Source organism: Streptomyces sp. NPDC091649 (assembly GCF_044756785.1).
Taxonomy (GTDB): Bacteria; Actinomycetota; Actinomycetes; order Streptomycetales; family Streptomycetaceae; genus Streptomyces.
On sequence record NZ_JBIVTR010000009.1, the window covers coordinates 168,318 to 185,831 of the forward strand.

Sequence of the window (17,514 nt, forward strand, 5' to 3'; positions counted from 1 at the left end):
GCCCGCCCGTTTGGAACAGGCCGGGCTCGCGGGCCTCGCCTGCGTAGATCCTGGCCTCGTGCTCTTCCCGCTCGGCCGCCGCCTCAGCCCGTGGTGTGCAGCGGGACCGTGATCTGCTTGATCCAGGCGCCCCTGCTGAAGTCGCGGGCCTTGATGACGACCGCTCGGCGGCCCACCTCGATCTGGAGGCCCTGGTTGAAGGCGCCGCCCACCGCGACCTCGCCCCCCTTGCCGTCGTCCGTCCAGCCCGTCTGGACCGCCGCGGTGTTCACCACGGTGAAGCCTTCGAGGTTCGCGGTACCGGGGACGACCCTGCGGACCACCCAGTCGGAGAGGTTGAGATCCCAGTGGGTGTGACCGGAGAAGAGGAACACGTCCCTGTGACGGCCGAGGATCGAGAGGAGCCGGTCGGGCTGGAGGTAGTCGCCCAGGTAGAGCTTGTTGCGGGTGCCCGACACGGTGTTGGGCAGCGGGTGGTGGGTGATCACCATGACCGGCTTGCGCCGGCGCGCCCAGTGGGCGAGCCGGTCCTCCAGCCAGGCGAACTGAGCGTCACTGATCCACACCTCGTCCCACAGCTTCGCGTCGTGATAGTGGGCATAGCGTTCGGTTCCGAGGGTCAGTACGGGAATGCCGCCGAACGACGCCTCCGAGTAGACCCTGTTCCGTCCCGCGAAGTTGTAGAAGCTGCGGAAGAGCGAGTCCTCCGTGGTGCCGTTGGGCCAGGTGTCCTGGGCCAGGGTGTCCGGGTCGCTGTACTTCGGGACGTAGAACTCGTGGTTGCCGATGGCCCAGGCGAGGTTCCGGGGGTGCCGGTGCCGCCCGAGCGTGCGGCGGACGTCCGCGTACTCGAAGTCGTAGCCGCGGGGCGTGATGTCGCCCGCGATGCCGAGCCCGGCGCTGCCGGGGTTGATCCGGTGCAGGTCGTCGAGAGCCTTGCCGAAGTCGGTCAGGTCGCCCTGGATGTCACTGATGATGTTGAACCGCACCGTCCGGCCCCCGTCGCCGTGGCCGTGCTTCTCGTCCTTCGAGGCAGCCGTGGCCGGGGGAGCCAGCAGCACGGCGCCGGCGGTGAGGGCCCCGCCCGCCAGGAGTGAGGCGCGGCCCGTCGTGGCCATGAACGATCTGCGATCCATCGGTGGTTGCTTCCTTCGTCATGCGGCCCCTGTGCGGGACCGGACGGGGGAAGCCTCGCCGATCATGGTGACCTCTCGGCGTAGGAGAGGTGGCGACGGGCTGAAGTGCGAGAACGTGTCCTCGGGGAGGAGATCGCCCCCGGGCCCGAGGGGAAAGCCGACCGGCCGGCCCGGGACCGGGCGGGCCCGCACGTCTCAGTCCGACGACACCGGCAGGACGTCCGGCGAGAGCGCACCCGCGTGGACGGAACGGCTCGTCATGCGACGGCAGTGGTGCCGACGGCACAGCACCTCGTAACCGACCTCGCCCGCCGACCGGTTGACGTCGCCGACGACGACCTGGGCGCCCGCGACGACCATCTCGCCGTCCACCGTACGGGCGTTGTGCGTGGCGCGGGCGCCGCACCAGCAGAGCGCCTCCACCTGGAGCGCCTCTATGCGGTCGGCCAACTCGATCAGCCGCTGGGAGCCCGGGAACAGCTTGGTGCGGAAGTCCGTGGTGATACCGAAGGCGAAGACGTCGAGCCCCAGGTCGTCCACGACGCGGGCCAGTTGGTCGATCTGGACCGGGGCGAGGAACTGCGCCTCGTCCACGATCACGTAGTCGACCCGGCCGCCCCGGCTGACCAGGTCGACGATGTGCCCGTACAGGTCCATGCCCTCCTGGGCCTCGACGGCGTCCGTCACCAGGCCGAGCCGGGAGGAGAGCTTGCCCTCCCCCGCGCGGTCGTCCCGGGTGAAGATCACGCCCTGGAGCCCGCGTGCCGAGCGGTTGTGGCCGATCTGGAGGGCCAGCGTGCTCTTTCCGCAGTCCATGGTTCCGGAGAAGAACACCAGCTCGGGCATGAGGGGTCGAGCACCTTTCGGAGGAGACGGACGCGGGAGGACGGGGACGGCGGGAGGGGTTACGAGCGTACTTCGAGGAGCGGGACGAGCTGTTCCACGGGGGTCAGGGACCCGTGCACGCCCACCATCGCCGACTCGTGGGGCTCGTTGACGGAGGCGGTGATGATCACGTCGTCGTGGGCGGCGGCGACCACGTCGCCGATCCGTCCGTACACCCGCTCGTCGATCGTCGGACCGAACCATCCGGCCGCGATGGCCTCGTCCCGGCTCGCGACCCAGAACTGCTCTCCGAGCACCTCGCGCCAGACGGCCAGGACGTCGGCCCCCGCGCCCGGCACCGCGTAGACATGGCGGGCGCGCCCCTCCCCGCCGAGGAGGGCCACGCCGGCGCGCAGCTCCCAGTCCTCGTCGAAGTCGATCCGGGACTGCTCGTCGAACGGGATGTCGATCATGCCGTGGTCGGCGGTGATGTAGAGCGCGGAGCGCGGCGGGAGCTGCTCGGCGAGGCGCCGGGCGAGCCCGTCGACGTACATCAGCTGGCCGCGCCAGGCGTCGGAGTCGGTGCCGAAGCGGTGGCCCTTGCCGTCGACCTCGCTGTAGTACGTGTAGACGAGCGAGCGGTCGCCGGCGGCCAGGCGCTGGGCGGCGACGTCCATCCGGTCCTCCCCGGAGAGCCGGCCGAGGAAGGATCCGCCGCTGAGCGCGACCTTGGTGAGGGGGGTCTGCTCGAACGTCGGCGCGGAGACCTGCGCGGTGCGCACGCCCGCGGCGTCGGCGAGCTGGAAGACCGTGGGGTACGGCTGCCAGACCTTCGGAGCCGTCCACGGCTTCCAGCGGAGCTGGTTCATCAGCTCGCCGGTCTCCGGGTTGCGCGCGGTGTAGCCGGGCAGGCCGTGCTCGCCGGGCGGCAGCCCGGTGCCGACCGAGGCGAGCGAGGTCGCGGTGGTGGAGGGGAAGCCCGCGGTGAGCGGGCGGCCGGTGCCGCCGCGCGAGGTGGGGAGCAGGGAGTGCAGGAACGGCGCCTCGTCCGGGTGCGCGACGATCTGCTCCCAGCCGAGGCCGTCGATCAGGAAGACGCAGTTGCGGTCGGCCGGGGTCAGCTCGGGGATGGCGGCGGTGAAGCCGGGCACCTCCTGGCCGGCGACGAGGGTCGGCAGCAGGTCGGCGAGCGAGCCGCTGCCGTACGCGGGCACCGGCGCGGTGTCGAGGGAGAGCGGGACGGGGTCCTGCCAGACGGGCTGAGCCATCAGCGGCCGGTCGCCGCGGTGGCGGCCGTGGCCTCGGAGAGCGACTGGGCGAAGGCGAGGGTCTGGCGCACGGCGTCGGGGCCGTCACCGGCCTCGCTGACCCGCAGGCTCAGGTCGTCGGCGGTGGAGCTGCCGGTGTAGCCGTGGTCGGCCTCGCAGTTGGCGTCGCCGCAGGCCGCGGGCTCCAGGTCGATCCGGGAGACCGCGCCCCAGCCGATGGTGAGGACGACTTCGCGGGGCAGGGTGCCCGGGACGTACTTCTCCGGGTTGGCCACGACGCGGCTGACCACGACGGAGGAGATCCGCTCCAGCTTGACCGACTCGGTGGAGGTGGTGGCGTACGGCGTCGGGGAGCTGGTGTCGGCGGCCTGCTCGTCGGTGTGGCTGACGATGAACCGGTGCTCGGTCAGGACGAGGACCGTCACATGGCGGCGCACCTCGTTGGAGTCGAACGTGGTCTCCTGGTGCACCAGGTACGAAGCGACCGGTTCCCCGCCGACGGCGGCCTCCACCGCCTCGGCCACGAGGGCCGGGTAGTAGCCGCTGCGCTCGATCGCCGCGCGCAGCCCCTGGGTCGTCGTACCGGTCTTTGCCATGAGCACCATCCTACGGCGGGCCGGTGACTGCCGGGTACGCCCCGGTGCGCGCCGGCGGTCGACCCCGCCCCCGATCGCCGCCGGGCTCAGTAGTTCGGGAGGCGGCGGGGACCGAGGTCGCCGCGGGCGGGCGGCGGGGCGAGCCGGACGCTCGCGCCGAGCACGGTCAGTCCCTGCGGAGCGACGACGACCGGTTCGAGGGCGACGGAGACCACCTCGGGGTGGTCGTCGACCAGCCGGGACAGCCGCAGTAGCAGCTCTTCGAGCGCGGCCGTGTCGACGGGGGCCGAGCCGCGCCAGCCGAACAGCACCGGGGCGGCCCGGATGGACCGGATCAGCTCGGCCGCGTCGCGGTCGGTGGCGGGGACCAGCCGGTGCGCGGTGTCGCCGAGCAGCTCGGAGGGCGCGCCCGCGAGGCCGAAGGACAGGACGGCCCCGGCGGCGGCGTCGATGGAGGCCCGTACGACGGTGTCCACGCCGCGCGGGGCCATCGCCTGGACGACCGGGAGCAGTTCGGCGGGGCTGCCGAGGAGGTCGGTCAGGTCTCCGTACGCCCGGCGCAGCGCCTCCTCGTCGGCGAGGTCGAGGCGGACCCCGCCGAGGTCGGCGCGGTGGCGCAGGTGGGGTGCGGTGGTCTTGAGCGCGACCGGGTAGCCGAGCCGGGCTGCCGCGGTGACGGCCGCCCCGGGTTCCGGGGCGGGGAGCGTGGGGCGGACGGCGATGCCGTAGCGGCCGAGCAGTTCCCGTGCCTCGTCGTGGGTGAGCGGGCGTCCGCGCGGGTCGGGGGCGGTGGCGAGCTGGGCCTCGATCAGGGCGGCGGCGCCCGGTTCGTCGATGGTGTCGTCGAGGAACTCGGGGATCTTGCCCGGCACGGCCGCCTGGCGTCGCCACTGGGCGTACTTCACGGCCTCGGCCAGGGCGCGCACCGCGCGCTCGGCCGCGGGGTAGGCGGGGATGCGGCCGGAGTCTGCCGTGATCTCGGGGCCGGTGCCCGCTTCCGGGCCGGCGCTCGCTCCGGAAGGCGTGCCCGCTTCCGGGCCGGGGGGCGAGCCGGGGCGGGCGGGTGTGGCCGGGCCGGTCGGGGGCGCGGTGTGTGCCCGGGTCCGGGCGGCGGGCGGCACGGTGCCGGGGCGCGGGGCGGCTGTGCCGGCCGCGGCGGCCAGGGCCTCGGCGAGGCCGCCGATCTCGACGTGGACGACGGCGACCGGCTTGGCCGCACCTCCGGCCGCGGCCTTGCGCAGTGCGGCGGCCAGCACCTCGCCGTCGCCGGTCTCGGCCTCGCCGTCCTCCCCCACCCAGGGGATGGCGGTGACGATCACGGCGTCGCAGGTCCCGTCCGCCAGCGCCTCGGCCAGAGCGTCGCGGAAGTCCTGCGGGGAGGCGGCGGTGGTGAGGTCGATCGGCGGGCGCGGGCGCAGCCCCTCGGCGAGGCAGGCGTCGTACGTCAGGAGGCCGAGGGACTCGGAGTTGCCGAGGATGGCGACCCGGGGGCCGGCCGGGAGCGGCTGGCCCGCCAGCAGCAGTCCGGCGTCGACCATCTCGGTCACGGTGTCGACCCGGATGACGCCGGCCTGGCGCATCAGCGCGGAGACGGTGGCGTCGGGGATGCGGCTGACGGGGACCGCGTGGCCGGGCGGGGCGGAACCGCTGTGCCGGGCGCCCTTCACCACGACGACGGGCTTCACGGCGGCGGTGCGGCGGGCGAGGCGGGTGAACTTGCGCGGGTTGCCGAGCGATTCGAGGTAGAGCAGGGCGACGTCGGTGTCCGGGTCCTCGAAGGAGTACTGGAGGAAGTCGTTGCCGGAGACATCGGCCCGGTTGCCCGCCGAGATGAACGAGGACAGCCCCGCCCCACGCCGGTGGAGACCGGAGAGCAGGGCGATGCCGATCGCGCCGGACTGGGTGAACAGGCCGATCCGGCCGCGGGCGGGCGACTCGGGGGCGAGCGAGGCGTTCAGCCGGACGGACGCGGCGGTGTTGATGATGCCGAAGGCGTTCGGGCCGATGATCCGCATGCCGTACGAGCGGGCCTGGCGGACCAGCTCGCGCTGTCGTTCGCGGCCCTCGGCGCCCCGCTCGGCGTATCCGGCGGAGAGGACGACCAGGCCCTGGACGCCGTGCTCCCCGCAGTCGGCGACGGCCTCGGGGACCCGGTGGGCGGGGACGGCGATGACCGCGAGGTCGACCTGTTCGTCGATCTCGCCGAGCGAGCGGTGGGCCGGGACGCCGTCGAGGGTGGCCGGGCCCGCGTCGAAGGCGCGGTTCACCGCGTACGTACGGCCGGTGTAGCCGGAGGCGAGGAGGTTGCGCAGGACGGTGCGGCCCACCCCGCCGGGGGTGCGGCCGGTGCCGATGACCGCGACGGAGCCGGGAGCGAGGAGGCGCTGCACCGAGCGGGCCTCGGCGCGCTGTTCCCGGCCGCGCTGGACGGCGAGGGACTTCTCGGTGGGTTCGAGGTCGAGGGTGAGGTGGACGGAGCCGTCCTCGAAACTGCGGCGCTGGGTGTAGCCGGCGTCCCGGAACACCTTGATCATTTTGTTGTTGGCGGGGAGCACCTCGGCGGCGAAGCGCCGGATGCCGCGCTCGCGGGCGACGGCGGCGATGTGTTCGAGCAGCGCCGAGGCGACGCCCCGGCCCTGGTGGGCGTCCTGGACGAGGAAGGCGACCTCGGCCTCGTCGGCGGGCGCGGAGGCGGGGCGGCCCTGTTCGTTGATGCGGTCGAAGCGGACCGTTCCGATGAACTCGCCGCCGATCGTTACCGCCAGTCCCACCCGGTCGACGTAGTCGTGATGGGTGAAGCGGTGCACGTCGCGGTCGGACAGCCGGGGGTACGGGGCGAAGAACCGGTAGTACTTCGACTCGTCGGACACCTGCTCGTAGAAGCTGACCAGTCGCTCGGCGTCGTCCGTGGTGATCGGCCTGATGCGCGCGGTGCCGCCGTCGCGGAGCACCACGTCCGCTTCCCAGTGGTCGGGGTACGCGTGATGCGGACTCTGCTCCGGCGTGGGCTCCATGGGCAAAGCCTACGGCGGTGGGCCCGGTAGCGGAGGAATCGGTGCCGGGGCAGTCTGAGGAGGCCCGAACCGGGGCAGCCGGAGCACAGGAGGGACGGGAAGGCCGGGCACAGCATCGCGCACCGCATGAGAGACTGGTCTAGACAACCGTTGATAATGTGAAGGGCAGAACCATGGCTGAGCGCCGCGTAAACGTCGGTTGGGCCGAGGGCCTGCACGCCCGCCCCGCTTCCATCTTCGTCCGTGCCGCCACGGCCTCCGGCGTCCCCGTGACGATCGCCAAGGCCGACGGCAACCCGGTGAACGCCGCCTCCATGCTCGCCGTGCTCGGTCTGGGCGCGCAGGGCGGCGAGGAGATCGTGCTCGCGTCCGACGCGGACGACGCCGAGGCCGCTCTGGACCGGCTGGCGAAGCTGGTCGCCGAGGGCCTGGAAGAGCTCCCCGAGACCGTTTGATCCACGCGAATCCGGCCCGGCCGGATTCAGCGAGTGCGAGAGCCGTGACCCTCTGGGGATCACGGCTCTTTCGCTTTCCGAAAGGAGCACCTGACCGAGAGGAGCGACGCTCCGATAATGCGGTGGCAGCACGAATAGCGCCCCGCGATTACCTCTCTCTTTGTACGGCTCTCGTGTTAATGGCGGGCACCCGCGGTGTTTACGGCATGTTGCGAAGCGCTCACGCGGGGAGCGGGCGCGGTCCGCCGGCCCGGCGGGCCCGGGCAGCGCAGCCGGAGGGCCGCGGTGGCGCGTTCCGCGTGCTGGGCGGTCAGCGCCCTCGCCCGCTCCGCGTCGCCGCGCGCCACGGCGTCCAGGATCGCGCCGCGCTCGGCCCAGGCGTCGGCCGGGCGGGCCGGCGGTTCGACCGCGTACATCCAGGCGATCTTGTACCGGAGCTGGGTGAGCAGTGCGATGAGTCCGGGACTGCCGCTGGCCTGGGCGAGGGTCTCGTGGAACCAGCCGCCCAGCGGGCGCAGATCCTCGCCGTCGTGCCGGCGGGCCCGCTCCCGCCCCAGCCTGACCAGGCCCCGGAGCACCTTGAGGTGGGCTTCCGTGCGGCGCTGGGCGGCGCGTGCGGCGGCCAGCGGTTCCAGGAGCATCCGCATCTCCAGGAGGTCGGCGGCTTCGTGGACGGTGGGCTCGGCGACACAGGCGCCGGCGTGTCTGCGGGTGACCACGAAGCCCTCGGACTCCAGCGTGCGCAGGGCCTCGCGGACCGGGACGCGGGAGACTCCGTAACGGCGGGCCAGCAGCTCCTCGGTCAGGCGGCCGCCGCGCTCGTGGATACCGGAGACGATGTCGTCACGGATTGCCGTGCATACCGAGTGCGCGGGAATGCGCATGTCCGAACCTCCGCCTTGATCTCCGCGAAACGCGGCCCGACGTATGTTCCGTGACTCTATTGCAATCAGCGGGAATTTCCGATGGCAGGCCGGAATCCATGGATATCTCCGGCCCCCGAATTGCCGAAGGCCCCGGCGGTCACCGGGGCCTTCGGGCGGAGTCGCGCGGGGCGGGTCAGACGTTCAGACCGTGGGAGCGCAGATAGCCGACGGGGTCCATGTCGGAGCCGTAGTCGGGGGTGGTGCGGGCCTCGAAGTGCAGGTGCGGGCCGGTGGAGTTGCCGGTGGACCCGGAGAGGCCGATCCGCTGGCCGGAGGAGACGCTCTGGCCGACGGAGACGCCGATCGAGGAGAGGTGGCCGTACTGGGTGTACGTGCCGTCCGCCATCCGGAGCACGATGTTGTTGCCGTACGCGCCGCCCCAGCCGGCCTCGACGACCGTGCCGGCGCCGACCGCGACGACGGAGCTGCCCGAGGAGGCCATGAAGTCCACGCCGGAGTGGCTGCCGGAGGACCAGAGCGAACCGCCGGTCCTGTAGCCGGTGGTGACGTGGGAGCCGGCGACCGGGAGGTGGAAGGCGTTCAGCCGGGCGCGCTCGGCGGCGCGGGCCGCCCGGGCCTTCTCCTCGCGGACCTCCTTGGCGCGGGCCTCGGCCTTGCGCTGGGCCTCCGCCTTCGCCTTGGCCTTGGCGGCCTTCGCGCGGGCCTCCGCCGCGGCCTCGGCCTTCGCCTCGGCGATCGCGTCGGCCTGCCGCTTCTGGGCCTGGGCCTGTGCGTCGATCTGGTCGGCGAGGGTGGCGTCGAGGGCGACGGCCTGGGTGAGGCCGGTGTCGGCGACCCGGGCGGCCTCGGTGTCCGCGGCGAGGGCCGGGGAGGCAAGCGAGCCGATGACTCCGGTGGTGGCCAGGGCCGCGATGCCGGCGGCCTGGGCGCTCCGGCGCGTGAGGCGGCTCGGGGCACGGTGCTTCCCGGTGGCACGGGTGAACGCCATGGAGGGGCTGATCCTTTCCTTCCTTCTCGCCTACCGGGTTAGCTGACGGGTTCGGAGCAGGAAGGTCTCCTACGGATCCCCGCGCCGGTCTCGCGGCACGGGCCTCCGATTCACCCCAGGGACTGCGTGGGTCCCCGGCTCCCCAGGCTCGCGCCTGACGGGGACTCGGCGATGACTGCCCGGGGCCGCGGCTGCGGCATACGGGTGACGGACAGCCGGGCCGACGCTAGGCGGGTGGACTTCCCAGCACCAAACGGGTCAGGGGGTTTGTCGCACATCCCACAGGGCAGACAGGGAACCTCTCCCCCAAAAGGTGCGAAGTCGACGAATCTCCCAAAATGTCAGAACCCCGACGAAACTTCGCTCGTCGGGGTCCTGTTCGTGGTGGTGTGTCAGCCGGTGACGACGGACACCTCTCCGATGCCGAGCGCCCGCACGGGCTCCTCGATCTGCGCGGCGTCGCCCACGAGAACCGTGACCAGCCGGTCGACCGGGAAGGCGCTGACCACCGCGGCCGTCGCCTCCACGGTGCCCGTCTCGGCGAGCCGGGCGTACAGGTGGGCCTGGTAGTCGTCGGGGAGGTGCTGCTCGACCTGATCGGCCAGCGTGCTCGCGACGGAGGCGGCGGTCTCGAACTTCAGCGGGGCGACGCCCACCAGGTTCTGCACGGCCGTCTCGCGTTCGGCGTCGGTCAGCCCCTCGGCGGCCAGTGTCCGCAGGACCTTCCAGAGGTCGTCCAGCGCCGGTCCGGTGGACTCCGTGTCCACCGATCCGCTGATCGCGAGCATGGCCGCGCCGCCCGAGTCGGGACCGCTGGAGCGCAGCACCTGGGCGAAGGCCCGCACCCCGTAGGTGTAACCCTTCTCCTCGCGCAGCACCCGGTCCAGCCGGGAGGTGAGCGTGCCTCCCAGGCAGTACGTGCCGAGCACCTGGGCGGGCCACACGCGCTCGTGCCGGTCCGCGCCGATCCGGCCGATCAGCAGCTGGGTCTGGACCGCGCCGGGCCGGTCCACGATGACCACGCGGCCGGTGTCGTCCGCGGTGATGGGCGGCACCGGCCGGGCCCGGCCCGCGTCGCCCGACCAGTCGCCGAGGGTCTCCGCCAGCAGGGCGTCCAGGTCGATGCCGGTCAGGTCGCCGACGATCACGGCCGTCGCGGTGGACGGACGGACATGGGCGTCGAAGAAGGCGCGCACGGCGGCCGCGTCGATCCGCCGGACCGTCTCCTCGGTGCCCAGGCGCGGGCGGGACATCCGGGCGGTGGCCGGGAACAGCTCCTTGGAGAGCTGCTTGGCGGCGCGCCGGGAGGGGTTGGCCTGCTCGTGCGGGATCTCGTCGAGGCGGTTGCCGACGAGGCGCTCGATCTCGCTCCCGTCGAAGGCCGGGGCCCGCAGCGCCTCGGCGACCAGGCCCAGCGCCTTGGCCAGCCGGGAGGCCGGGACCTCCAGGGAGACCCGGACACCGGGGTGGTCGGCGTGCGCGTCGAGCGTGGCGCCGCAACGCTCCAGCTCGGCGGCGAACTCCTCGGCGCTGTGCTTGTCGGTGCCCTCGGAAAGCGCCCGCGACATGATCGTGGCCACGCCGTCCAGGCCCTCGGGCTCGGCCTCCAGCGGCGCGTCCAGGAAGATCTCCACCGCGACGACCTGCTGGCCGGGGCGGTGGCAGCGCAGCACGGTCAGTCCGTTGGGCAGGGCGCCGCGCTCGGGCGCCGGGAAGGCCCAGGGACGGGCCGAGCCGGGCGTGGGCTGCGGGTGGTACTCCATGGCTACTCCAGTCACGGCGGCGTCGCTCACTTGTCCGCCCCCTCGTGCGCGGCGGTGCCCTCGGCGCCCGCCGTGCCCTCATCGGACTCGTCGGCCTCGTCGGCCGGCTCGATGGGCTCGTACACCAGCACCGCCCGGTTGTCGGGGCGCAGGGCGGCCTCGGCCGCCGCGCGCACCTCCTCCGCGGTGACGTCCAGGACGCGGCCCACGGCGCTCAGGGCGAGCTGCGGGTCGCCGAACAGCACCGCGTAGCGGCACAGTTCGTCGGCACGGCCCGCGACCGTGCCGAGCCGGTCCAGCCACTCGCGCTCCAACTGCGCCTGGGCCCGCTCCATTTCCTCGGGGGTCGGTCCCTCGGCGGCGAACCGGGCCAGCTCCTCGTCGACCGCGGCCTCGATCTGCTCCACCTCGACCCCGCCGGACGTCTTCACGTCCAGCCAGCCCAGCGACGGAGCCCCGGCGAGCCGCAGCAGCCCGAACCCGGCGGCCACCGCCGTACGGTCGCGGCGGACCAGGCGGTTGTGCAGCCGGGAGGACTCACCGCCGCCGAGCACGGTGAGCGCCAGATCGGCGGCGTCACAGGCGCGGGTGCCGTCGTGGGGCAGCCGGTAGGCGGCCATCAGGGCGCGCGCCGGGACCTCCTCGTGGACCACTTCGCGCAGCTGCTCGCCGATGATCTCCGGCAGCGTCCCGTCGCGCGGCGGCTGCTTGCCGTCGTGCGCGGGAATGGAGCCGAAGTACTTCTCGATCCAGGCGAGGGTCTGCTCGGGATCGATGTCGCCGACCACCGAGATCACCGCGTTGTTGGGCGCGTAGTACGTACGGAAGAACGCGCGGGCGTCCTCCAGCGTGGCCGCGTCCAGGTCGGCCATGGAGCCGATCGGGGTGTGGTGGTAGGGGTGCCCCTCGGGGTAGGAGAGGGCGGTCAGCTTCTCGAACGCGGTGCCGTAGGGCACGTTGTCGTAACGCTGACGCCGCTCGTTCTTGACGACGTCGCGCTGGTTCTCCATGGACTCCTCGTCGAGCGCGGCGAGGAGGGAGCCCATACGGTCGGCTTCGAGCCAGAGAGCCAGCTCCACCTGATGGGTGGGCATGGTCTCGAAGTAGTTGGTCCGCTCGAAACTGGTCGTCCCGTTGAGCGAGCCGCCGGCTCCCTGGACGAGCTCGAAGTGACCGTTCCCCTTGACCTGCCCCGAGCCCTGGAACATCAGGTGCTCGAAGAGGTGAGCCAGGCCGGTGCGCCCCTTGACCTCGTGGCGCGAGCCGACGTCGTACCAGAGGCAGACCGCGGCGACCGGGGTCAGATGGTCCTCGGAGAGCACCACACGCAGGCCGTTGGCCAGGCGGTGCTCGGTCGCTGTCAAGCCGCCGGAGCCGGCCTGTGCGGTGGCCGTGTGACCCATGGGCATGTACGTCCCTTCGATCGCGATACTGGACTTCCTGCCAGACCTGCCACTCTAAGCAAGCGCACCGGCACCTGGCGAAGTTCCCGTTCGGTGGATGTTTCCGTCGATGGTGTCGCGGGCGCCCCCTCGGCCCGCTTCGGACGGGTCGAGGTCGGCGTTGTCAGTCCGGCGGTCCACAATGGACCGCGTCAGTAGCTCGTGTCGTACCGAACAAGCTCAGGTTGTCCGAACAGAATCTGTGAAGGAGTCGCAGCCGCGATGGCCCGCCGTAGCACGAAGACCCCGCCGCCGCCGGACGACTTCGAGGAGAAGATCCTCGACATCGACGTCGTCGACGAAATGCAGGGCTCCTTCCTCGAGTACGCGTACTCGGTGATCTACTCCAGGGCCCTGCCCGACGCCCGCGACGGCATGAAGCCGGTGCACCGCCGCATCGTGTCCCAGATGAACGAGATGGGGCTGCGCCCCGACCGGGGCTATGTGAAGTGCGCCCGTGTCGTCGGCGAGGTGATGGGCAAGCTGCATCCGCACGGCGACGCCTCGATCTACGACGCCCTCGTGCGCATGGCGCAGCCGTTCTCGATGCGGCTGCCCCTGGTCGACGGCCACGGCAACTTCGGTTCCCTCGGCAACGACGACCCGCCGGCCGCCATGCGGTACACCGAGTGCCGGATGGCCGACGCCACGTCGCTGATGACCGAGGCGATCGACGAGGACACCGTCGACTTCCAGTCGAACTACGACGGTCAGGAGCGCGAGCCGGTCGTCCTCCCCGCCGCCTACCCCAACCTCCTGGTCAACGGCGTGTCAGGGATCGCCGTCGGCATGGCCACCAACATGCCCCCGCACAACCTCGGCGAGGTCATCGCCGCCGCCCGGCACCTCATCAAGCACCCCGGCGCCGACGTCGAGACGCTGATGCGGTTCGTCCCGGGGCCCGACCTGCCCACCGGCGGCCGCATCGTCGGGCTCACCGGCATCAAGGACGCGTACACGGCAGGCCGCGGCACGTTCAAGATCCGCGCCACCGTCGCCGTGGAGAACGTGACGCCCCGCCGCAAGGGCCTCGTCGTCACCGAACTTCCCTTCACCGTCGGCCCGGAGAAGGTGATCGCCAAGATCAAGGACCTGGTCTCGGCGAAGAAGCTCCAGGGCATCGCCGACGTCAAGGACCTCACCGACCGGACGCACGGGCTGCGGCTGGTCATCGAGGTGAAGAACGGCTTCGTACCGGAAGCGGTGCTGGAGCAGCTCTACAAGCTGACGCCGATGGAGGAGTCCTTCGGCATCAACAACGTGGCGCTGGTCGACGGCCAGCCGCTCACCCTGGGCCTCAAGGAGCTGCTGGAGGTCTATCTCGACCACCGCTTCGAGGTGGTGCGCCGGCGCAGCGAGTTCCGCCGCACCAAGCGCCGCGACCGGCTGCACCTGGTCGAGGGCCTGATCGTCGCCCTGCTCGACATCGACGAGGTCATCCGGATCATCCGGGACAGCGACAACTCCGCGCAGGCGAAGGAGCGCCTGATGGCGCACTTCTCGCTCAGCGAGATCCAAACCCAGTACATCCTGGACACCCCGCTGCGCCGGCTCACCCGTTTCGACCGGATCGAGCTGGAGAGCGAGCGGGACAAGCTCACCGGCGAGATCGACGCGCTGACGGCGATCCTGGAGTCGGACGCGGAGCTGCGCAAGCTGGTCTCCTCGGAGCTGGCCGCCGTGGCGAAGAAGTTCGGCACGGACCGGCGCACGGTGCTGCTGGAGTCGGCCGGTTCCCAGATCGCGTCCGTGCCGCTGGAGGTGGCGGACGACCCGTGCCGGGTGCTGCTCTCCTCGACGGGCCTGCTGGCCCGCACGGCGAACGCGGAGCCGGTCGAGATCTCCGAGGACGCCCGGCGGACCAAGCACGACGTGATCGTCTCCGCGGTGGCGGCGACGGCGCGCGGCGATGTCGGTGCGGTGACCTCAACGGGGCGGATGCTGCGGCTGTCGGTGATCGACCTTCCGCAGCTGCCGGACACGCACGCGGAGCCGAACCTCTCGGGCGGGGCGCAGATCTCCGAGTTCCTCAGCCTGGAGCCGGACGAGGAGCTGATCTGCCTCACCACGCTGGAGGAGTCGTCGCCGGGCCTCGCGATCGGCACCCTGCAGGGCGTGGTGAAACGCGTCGTGCCGGACTATCCGGCCCACAAGGACGAGTTGGAGGTCATCACCCTCAAGGACGGTGACCGCATCGTGGGCGCGACCGAGCTGCGCACGGGCGAGGAGGACCTGGTGTTCATCACCTCCGACGCCCAGTTGCTGCGCTACCCGGCGGCCCAGGTACGCCCGCAGGGCCGTGCGGCCGGCGGCATGGCGGGCGTCAAGCTGACGGCCGGGGCCGAGGTGCTGTCCTTCACCGCGGTGGACCCGGCGGCGGAGGCGATCGTGTTCACGGTGGCCGGCTCGCACGGCACTCTGGACGACTCGGTGCTGACGTCCAAGCTCACCCCGTTCGACCAGTATCCGCGCAAGGGCCGGGCGACCGGCGGCGTGCGCTGCCAGCGGTTCCTGAAGGGCGAGGACGTCCTGGTGTTCGCCTGGGCGGGCGCCACCCCGGCACGGGCCGCCCAGAAGAACGGCACCCCGGCGAAGCTGCCGGAGCCGGACCCGAGGCGGGACGGATCGGGCACGCCCCTGCTCGAACCGGTGGCCGTGATCGCGGGCCCGCCGCTGTAGGCGGGAGGCCCCTCGCGCGGCGGGGGCGGCCGGGGGGTGTCACACCTCCGCGGCCGCTTCCGGCGCGTCGGCCGGCGCCTCGCGCCCGGGCGTGGGCCGCTGGGCGTCCGCGGGCTCCCGTACGGCCTCGGGCTCCTGGGCGTCCGCGGGCTCCCGTACGTAGCGGAGCACCCCCCACATGGAGCGCTCGACGTCAGCGGCGTCCGTGGAGTCGGAACCGTTCGCCCGGCAGGCGGCGAGTCCGGCCGACAGCGCCTCGGCGTCGATGCCCGCGCCGATCATGACGAGCTGGGTGAGGTGCTGCTCGCCGCGCGCCCACGGCCGGGGGACGAAACGCAGGAACCGGCCGACCGCGTGCAGTGCGTACGTGTTCGCCGGGTCCCCCCTGCCGAAGTCGGCGAATCCCTTGATCCGGTAGAGGCCCTCGGGGCGGGAGTCGAGGAACGCCATGAAGCGGCGCGGGTCCAGCGGCACGTCGGAGGTGAAGTCGACGCTCTCGTACGCCGCGTGCGGATGTTCCCCGTGGGACGCGCCCTCGTGGGAGCAGCCGTCCTCCCCCTCGCACGCCTCCTCCCGCAGCAGGTCCTCGAAGGTGAGCTGGCGGACCGGGTCCTCGTGGTCCGGCCGCAGGGCCGGATCGAAGAGCAGCTCGGGGTCGATCCGGCCGTGCGTGGCGGAGACGACGGCGGCGGGGCCGCTCAGCTCCGCGACCGTCGCACGCAGCCGCTCCCGCTCGGCCTCCCCCACCCGGTCGGTCTTGTTCAGGACGACGAGGTCGGCGACGGCGAGATGGCGGTCGATCTCGGGGTGCCGCTGCCGGGTGCGGTCGAATTCCGCCGCGTCGACGACCTCGACGAGGCCCCCGTACAGGATGCGCGGGTTGTCGCTGGCCAGCAGCATGCGGACGAGCTCCTGGGGTTCGGCCAGCCCGCTCGCCTCGATGACGATCACGTCCAGCCGGGCGGACGGCCGGGTCAGCGTCTCCAGGAAGGTGTCGAGTTCGCTCGCGTCGACGGCGCAGCACAGGCAGCCGTTGCCCAGCGAGACCGTCGAGCCGACCTGCCCCGAGACGGTCATGGCGTCGATCTCGATGGCCCCGAAGTCGTTGACGATCACGCCGATCCGGGTGCCCGCCCGGTTGCGGAGCAGGTGGTTCAGGAGTGTGGTCTTGCCGGAGCCGAGGAAGCCCGCCAGGACGACGACCGGGATCTGCGGGGTGCGGGGCGGGGTCAACGAGGGCCTTCCTGGGGGCGTCGTCAGGGTGCCGGGACCGGCTGCGGCGGGGGTGCGCCGACGTAGCGGGCCGCCGGGCGGATGATCTTCGAGTCCTCCGCCTGCTCCAGGATATTGGCGCTCCAGCCGATCACCCGCGCCGCACAGAAGGTGGGGGTGAACATCGTGCGCGGCAGCCCGCAGAGCTCCATGACCACTCCGGCGTAGAACTCCACGTTGGTGTGCAGCTCACGGCCCGGTTTGAGCTCGGCGAGGATCGCCTCGACCTGGCGTTCCACCTCCACGGCGAAGTCGACGAGCGGACCGCCGAAGTCCTGTGCGAGGGGCTTGAGCATCCGGGAGCGCGGGTCCTCGGTGCGGTACACGGGGTGGCCGAAGCCCATGATGCGGCGGCCCGCGAGGACCTGTTCGCGGATCCAGCCGTCGATGCGGTCGGGCGTGCCGATGGCGTCGAGGGTGTCCAGGGCCCGGCTGGGGGCTCCGCCGTGCAGCGGTCCGGAGAGCGCGCCGACCGCCGCGACCAGGCAGGCGGCGAGATCGGCCCCGGTGGAGGCGACGACCCTGGCGGTGAAGGTGGAGGCGTTGAAGCCGTGGTCGATGGTCGAGATGAGGTACTGCTCGACGGCCCTGGCGTGCTCCGGCTCCGGTTCCGACCCCGTCAGCATGTAGAGGTAGTTCGCGGCGTGCGGCAGGTCCGCGCGGGGTTCGACCGGCTGGAGGCCCTGGCCCAGGCGGTGGAGGGCAGTCAGGATCGTGGGGACGGCCGCGCAGGCGGCCAGTGCGTCCTCGCGTCGGCGCCCGGCCCCGATGTCGTACACCGGGCGGAAGCCCGCCGAGGCCCCGAGCAGGGACAGCGCGGTGCGCAGCCCGGCGAGCGGGCCGGAGACGGCGCCGGCGCGGGCGATGGCGGGCAGAGCCTCGCGCACCTCGGCGGGCAGGGTGCGCAGGGCGGCCGTACGGGCGGCGAAGTCGGCGGCGGCCGCCCGGTCCGGCAGTTCACCGTGGACCATCAGGTACCAGACGTCCTCGAAGCCGCGGGTCCGGGCGAGCTCGATCGCCGAGTACTGGCGGTAGTGGTAGAAGCCCTCGCGGCCGCGGACGTCGCCGAGGGCGGTGTCGGTGACGACGACTCCGGCGAGACCGCGGGGGACGGCGGGGGTGGTGGTCATGGCTGTTCTCTTTTCGACGGCACACGAAACATTGATTCGACTGTCCACGCTTGACTGGA

The 17,514-nt window shown here is 72.4% G+C and carries 13 protein-coding genes and 1 riboswitch; of the genes, 2 read left to right on the forward strand and 11 right to left on the reverse strand.

Annotation, left to right across the window (positions count from 1 at the left end):
* Positions 1 to 83: 83 nt before the first annotated feature.
* From ACIQMU_RS17800 to ACIQMU_RS17820, 5 genes are all read right to left on the reverse strand, one after another.
* Positions 84 to 1,136 (reverse strand): metallophosphoesterase family protein, encoded by a 1,053-nt coding sequence (locus tag ACIQMU_RS17800; protein WP_402689183.1) that lies wholly within the window; start codon positions 1,134 to 1,136, stop codon positions 84 to 86.
* A gap of 195 nt (positions 1,137 to 1,331) precedes the next feature.
* On the reverse strand, positions 1,332 to 1,982 hold the full coding sequence (locus ACIQMU_RS17805) for a thymidine kinase (RefSeq protein WP_352241950.1): 651 nt from the start codon (positions 1,980 to 1,982) through the stop codon (positions 1,332 to 1,334).
* 59 nt (positions 1,983 to 2,041) lie between these two features.
* The gene (locus tag ACIQMU_RS17810) at positions 2,042 to 3,229 is read right to left on the reverse strand and encodes an alkaline phosphatase family protein (RefSeq protein WP_402689184.1); all 1,188 of its coding nucleotides are present in this window, start codon (positions 3,227 to 3,229) and stop codon (positions 2,042 to 2,044) included.
* Positions 3,229 to 3,825 (reverse strand): DUF5998 family protein, encoded by a 597-nt coding sequence (locus ACIQMU_RS17815; protein WP_030577251.1) that lies wholly within the window; start codon positions 3,823 to 3,825, stop codon positions 3,229 to 3,231. Before ACIQMU_RS17815 ends, ACIQMU_RS17810 begins: the two co-directional genes overlap by 1 nt.
* An 86-nt stretch (positions 3,826 to 3,911) precedes the next feature.
* Entirely contained in the window at positions 3,912 to 6,839 is a 2,928-nt protein-coding gene (locus ACIQMU_RS17820; RefSeq protein ID WP_402689185.1) for a GNAT family N-acetyltransferase, read from the reverse strand.
* 173 nt (positions 6,840 to 7,012) lie between these two features.
* On the opposite strand from ACIQMU_RS17820, the gene ACIQMU_RS17825 reads away from it, so the two are divergent.
* Positions 7,013 to 7,294, forward strand: a complete 282-nt coding sequence (locus ACIQMU_RS17825) for an HPr family phosphocarrier protein (protein WP_007449776.1) — start codon at positions 7,013 to 7,015, stop codon at positions 7,292 to 7,294.
* A 176-nt stretch (positions 7,295 to 7,470) separates the two neighbouring features.
* Here ACIQMU_RS17825 and ACIQMU_RS17830 read toward each other — a convergent pair whose 3' ends face one another.
* From ACIQMU_RS17830 to ACIQMU_RS17845, 4 genes are all read right to left on the reverse strand, one after another.
* Entirely contained in the window at positions 7,471 to 8,178 is a 708-nt protein-coding gene (locus ACIQMU_RS17830; protein ID WP_352241947.1) for a GntR family transcriptional regulator, read from the reverse strand.
* Between the two features lie 175 nt (positions 8,179 to 8,353).
* Entirely contained in the window at positions 8,354 to 9,169 is an 816-nt protein-coding gene (locus ACIQMU_RS17835) for a M23 family metallopeptidase (protein WP_402689186.1), read from the reverse strand.
* A 13-nt stretch (positions 9,170 to 9,182) separates the two neighbouring features.
* Positions 9,183 to 9,350, reverse strand: a riboswitch (cyclic di-AMP (ydaO/yuaA leader).
* A gap of 211 nt (positions 9,351 to 9,561) precedes the next feature.
* The gene (locus tag ACIQMU_RS17840; protein WP_352242012.1) at positions 9,562 to 10,932 is read right to left on the reverse strand and encodes a pitrilysin family protein; all 1,371 of its coding nucleotides are present in this window, start codon (positions 10,930 to 10,932) and stop codon (positions 9,562 to 9,564) included.
* Positions 10,933 to 10,958: 26 nt separating this feature from the next.
* On the reverse strand, positions 10,959 to 12,341 hold the full coding sequence (locus tag ACIQMU_RS17845) for a pitrilysin family protein (RefSeq protein WP_352241945.1): 1,383 nt from the start codon (positions 12,339 to 12,341) through the stop codon (positions 10,959 to 10,961).
* A gap of 255 nt (positions 12,342 to 12,596) precedes the next feature.
* Here ACIQMU_RS17845 and ACIQMU_RS17850 point away from each other — a divergent pair, with 255 nt between their 5' ends.
* The gene (locus ACIQMU_RS17850; protein ID WP_402689187.1) at positions 12,597 to 15,053 is read left to right on the forward strand and encodes a DNA topoisomerase (ATP-hydrolyzing) subunit A; all 2,457 of its coding nucleotides are present in this window, start codon (positions 12,597 to 12,599) and stop codon (positions 15,051 to 15,053) included.
* Between the two features lie 39 nt (positions 15,054 to 15,092).
* Here ACIQMU_RS17850 and ACIQMU_RS17855 read toward each other — a convergent pair whose 3' ends face one another.
* Positions 15,093 to 16,286: a CobW family GTP-binding protein gene (locus ACIQMU_RS17855; protein ID WP_402689188.1), complete on the reverse strand. Its 1,194-nt coding sequence runs from the start codon at positions 16,284 to 16,286 to the stop codon at positions 15,093 to 15,095.
* 23 nt (positions 16,287 to 16,309) lie between these two features.
* Positions 16,310 to 17,455, reverse strand: a complete 1,146-nt coding sequence (locus ACIQMU_RS17860) for a citrate synthase/methylcitrate synthase (RefSeq protein ID WP_402689189.1) — start codon at positions 17,453 to 17,455, stop codon at positions 16,310 to 16,312.
* Positions 17,456 to 17,514 lie beyond the last annotated feature (59 nt).

Bases quoted from the DNA above. Each gene is read 5' to 3' on its own strand.
- ACIQMU_RS17845 (WP_352241945.1), bottom strand. From the start codon at position 12,341: ATGCCCATGGGTCACACGGCCACCGCACAGGCCGGCTCCGGCGGCTTG.
- ACIQMU_RS17860 (WP_402689189.1), bottom strand. From the start codon at position 17,455: ATGACCACCACCCCCGCCGTCCCCCGCGGTCTCGCCGGAGTCGTCGTC.
- ACIQMU_RS17805 (WP_352241950.1), bottom strand. From the start codon at position 1,982: ATGCCCGAGCTGGTGTTCTTCTCCGGAACCATGGACTGCGGAAAGAGC.
- ACIQMU_RS17850 (WP_402689187.1), top strand. From the start codon at position 12,597: ATGGCCCGCCGTAGCACGAAGACCCCGCCGCCGCCGGACGACTTCGAG.
- ACIQMU_RS17820 (WP_402689185.1), bottom strand. From the start codon at position 6,839: ATGGAGCCCACGCCGGAGCAGAGTCCGCATCACGCGTACCCCGACCAC.
- ACIQMU_RS17800 (WP_402689183.1), bottom strand. From the start codon at position 1,136: ATGGATCGCAGATCGTTCATGGCCACGACGGGCCGCGCCTCACTCCTG.
- ACIQMU_RS17840 (WP_352242012.1), bottom strand. From the start codon at position 10,932: ATGGAGTACCACCCGCAGCCCACGCCCGGCTCGGCCCGTCCCTGGGCC.
- ACIQMU_RS17835 (WP_402689186.1), bottom strand. From the start codon at position 9,169: ATGGCGTTCACCCGTGCCACCGGGAAGCACCGTGCCCCGAGCCGCCTC.
- ACIQMU_RS17815 (WP_030577251.1), bottom strand. From the start codon at position 3,825: ATGGCAAAGACCGGTACGACGACCCAGGGGCTGCGCGCGGCGATCGAG.
- ACIQMU_RS17830 (WP_352241947.1), bottom strand. From the start codon at position 8,178: ATGCGCATTCCCGCGCACTCGGTATGCACGGCAATCCGTGACGACATC.
- ACIQMU_RS17825 (WP_007449776.1), top strand. From the start codon at position 7,013: ATGGCTGAGCGCCGCGTAAACGTCGGTTGGGCCGAGGGCCTGCACGCC.
- ACIQMU_RS17810 (WP_402689184.1), bottom strand. From the start codon at position 3,229: ATGGCTCAGCCCGTCTGGCAGGACCCCGTCCCGCTCTCCCTCGACACC.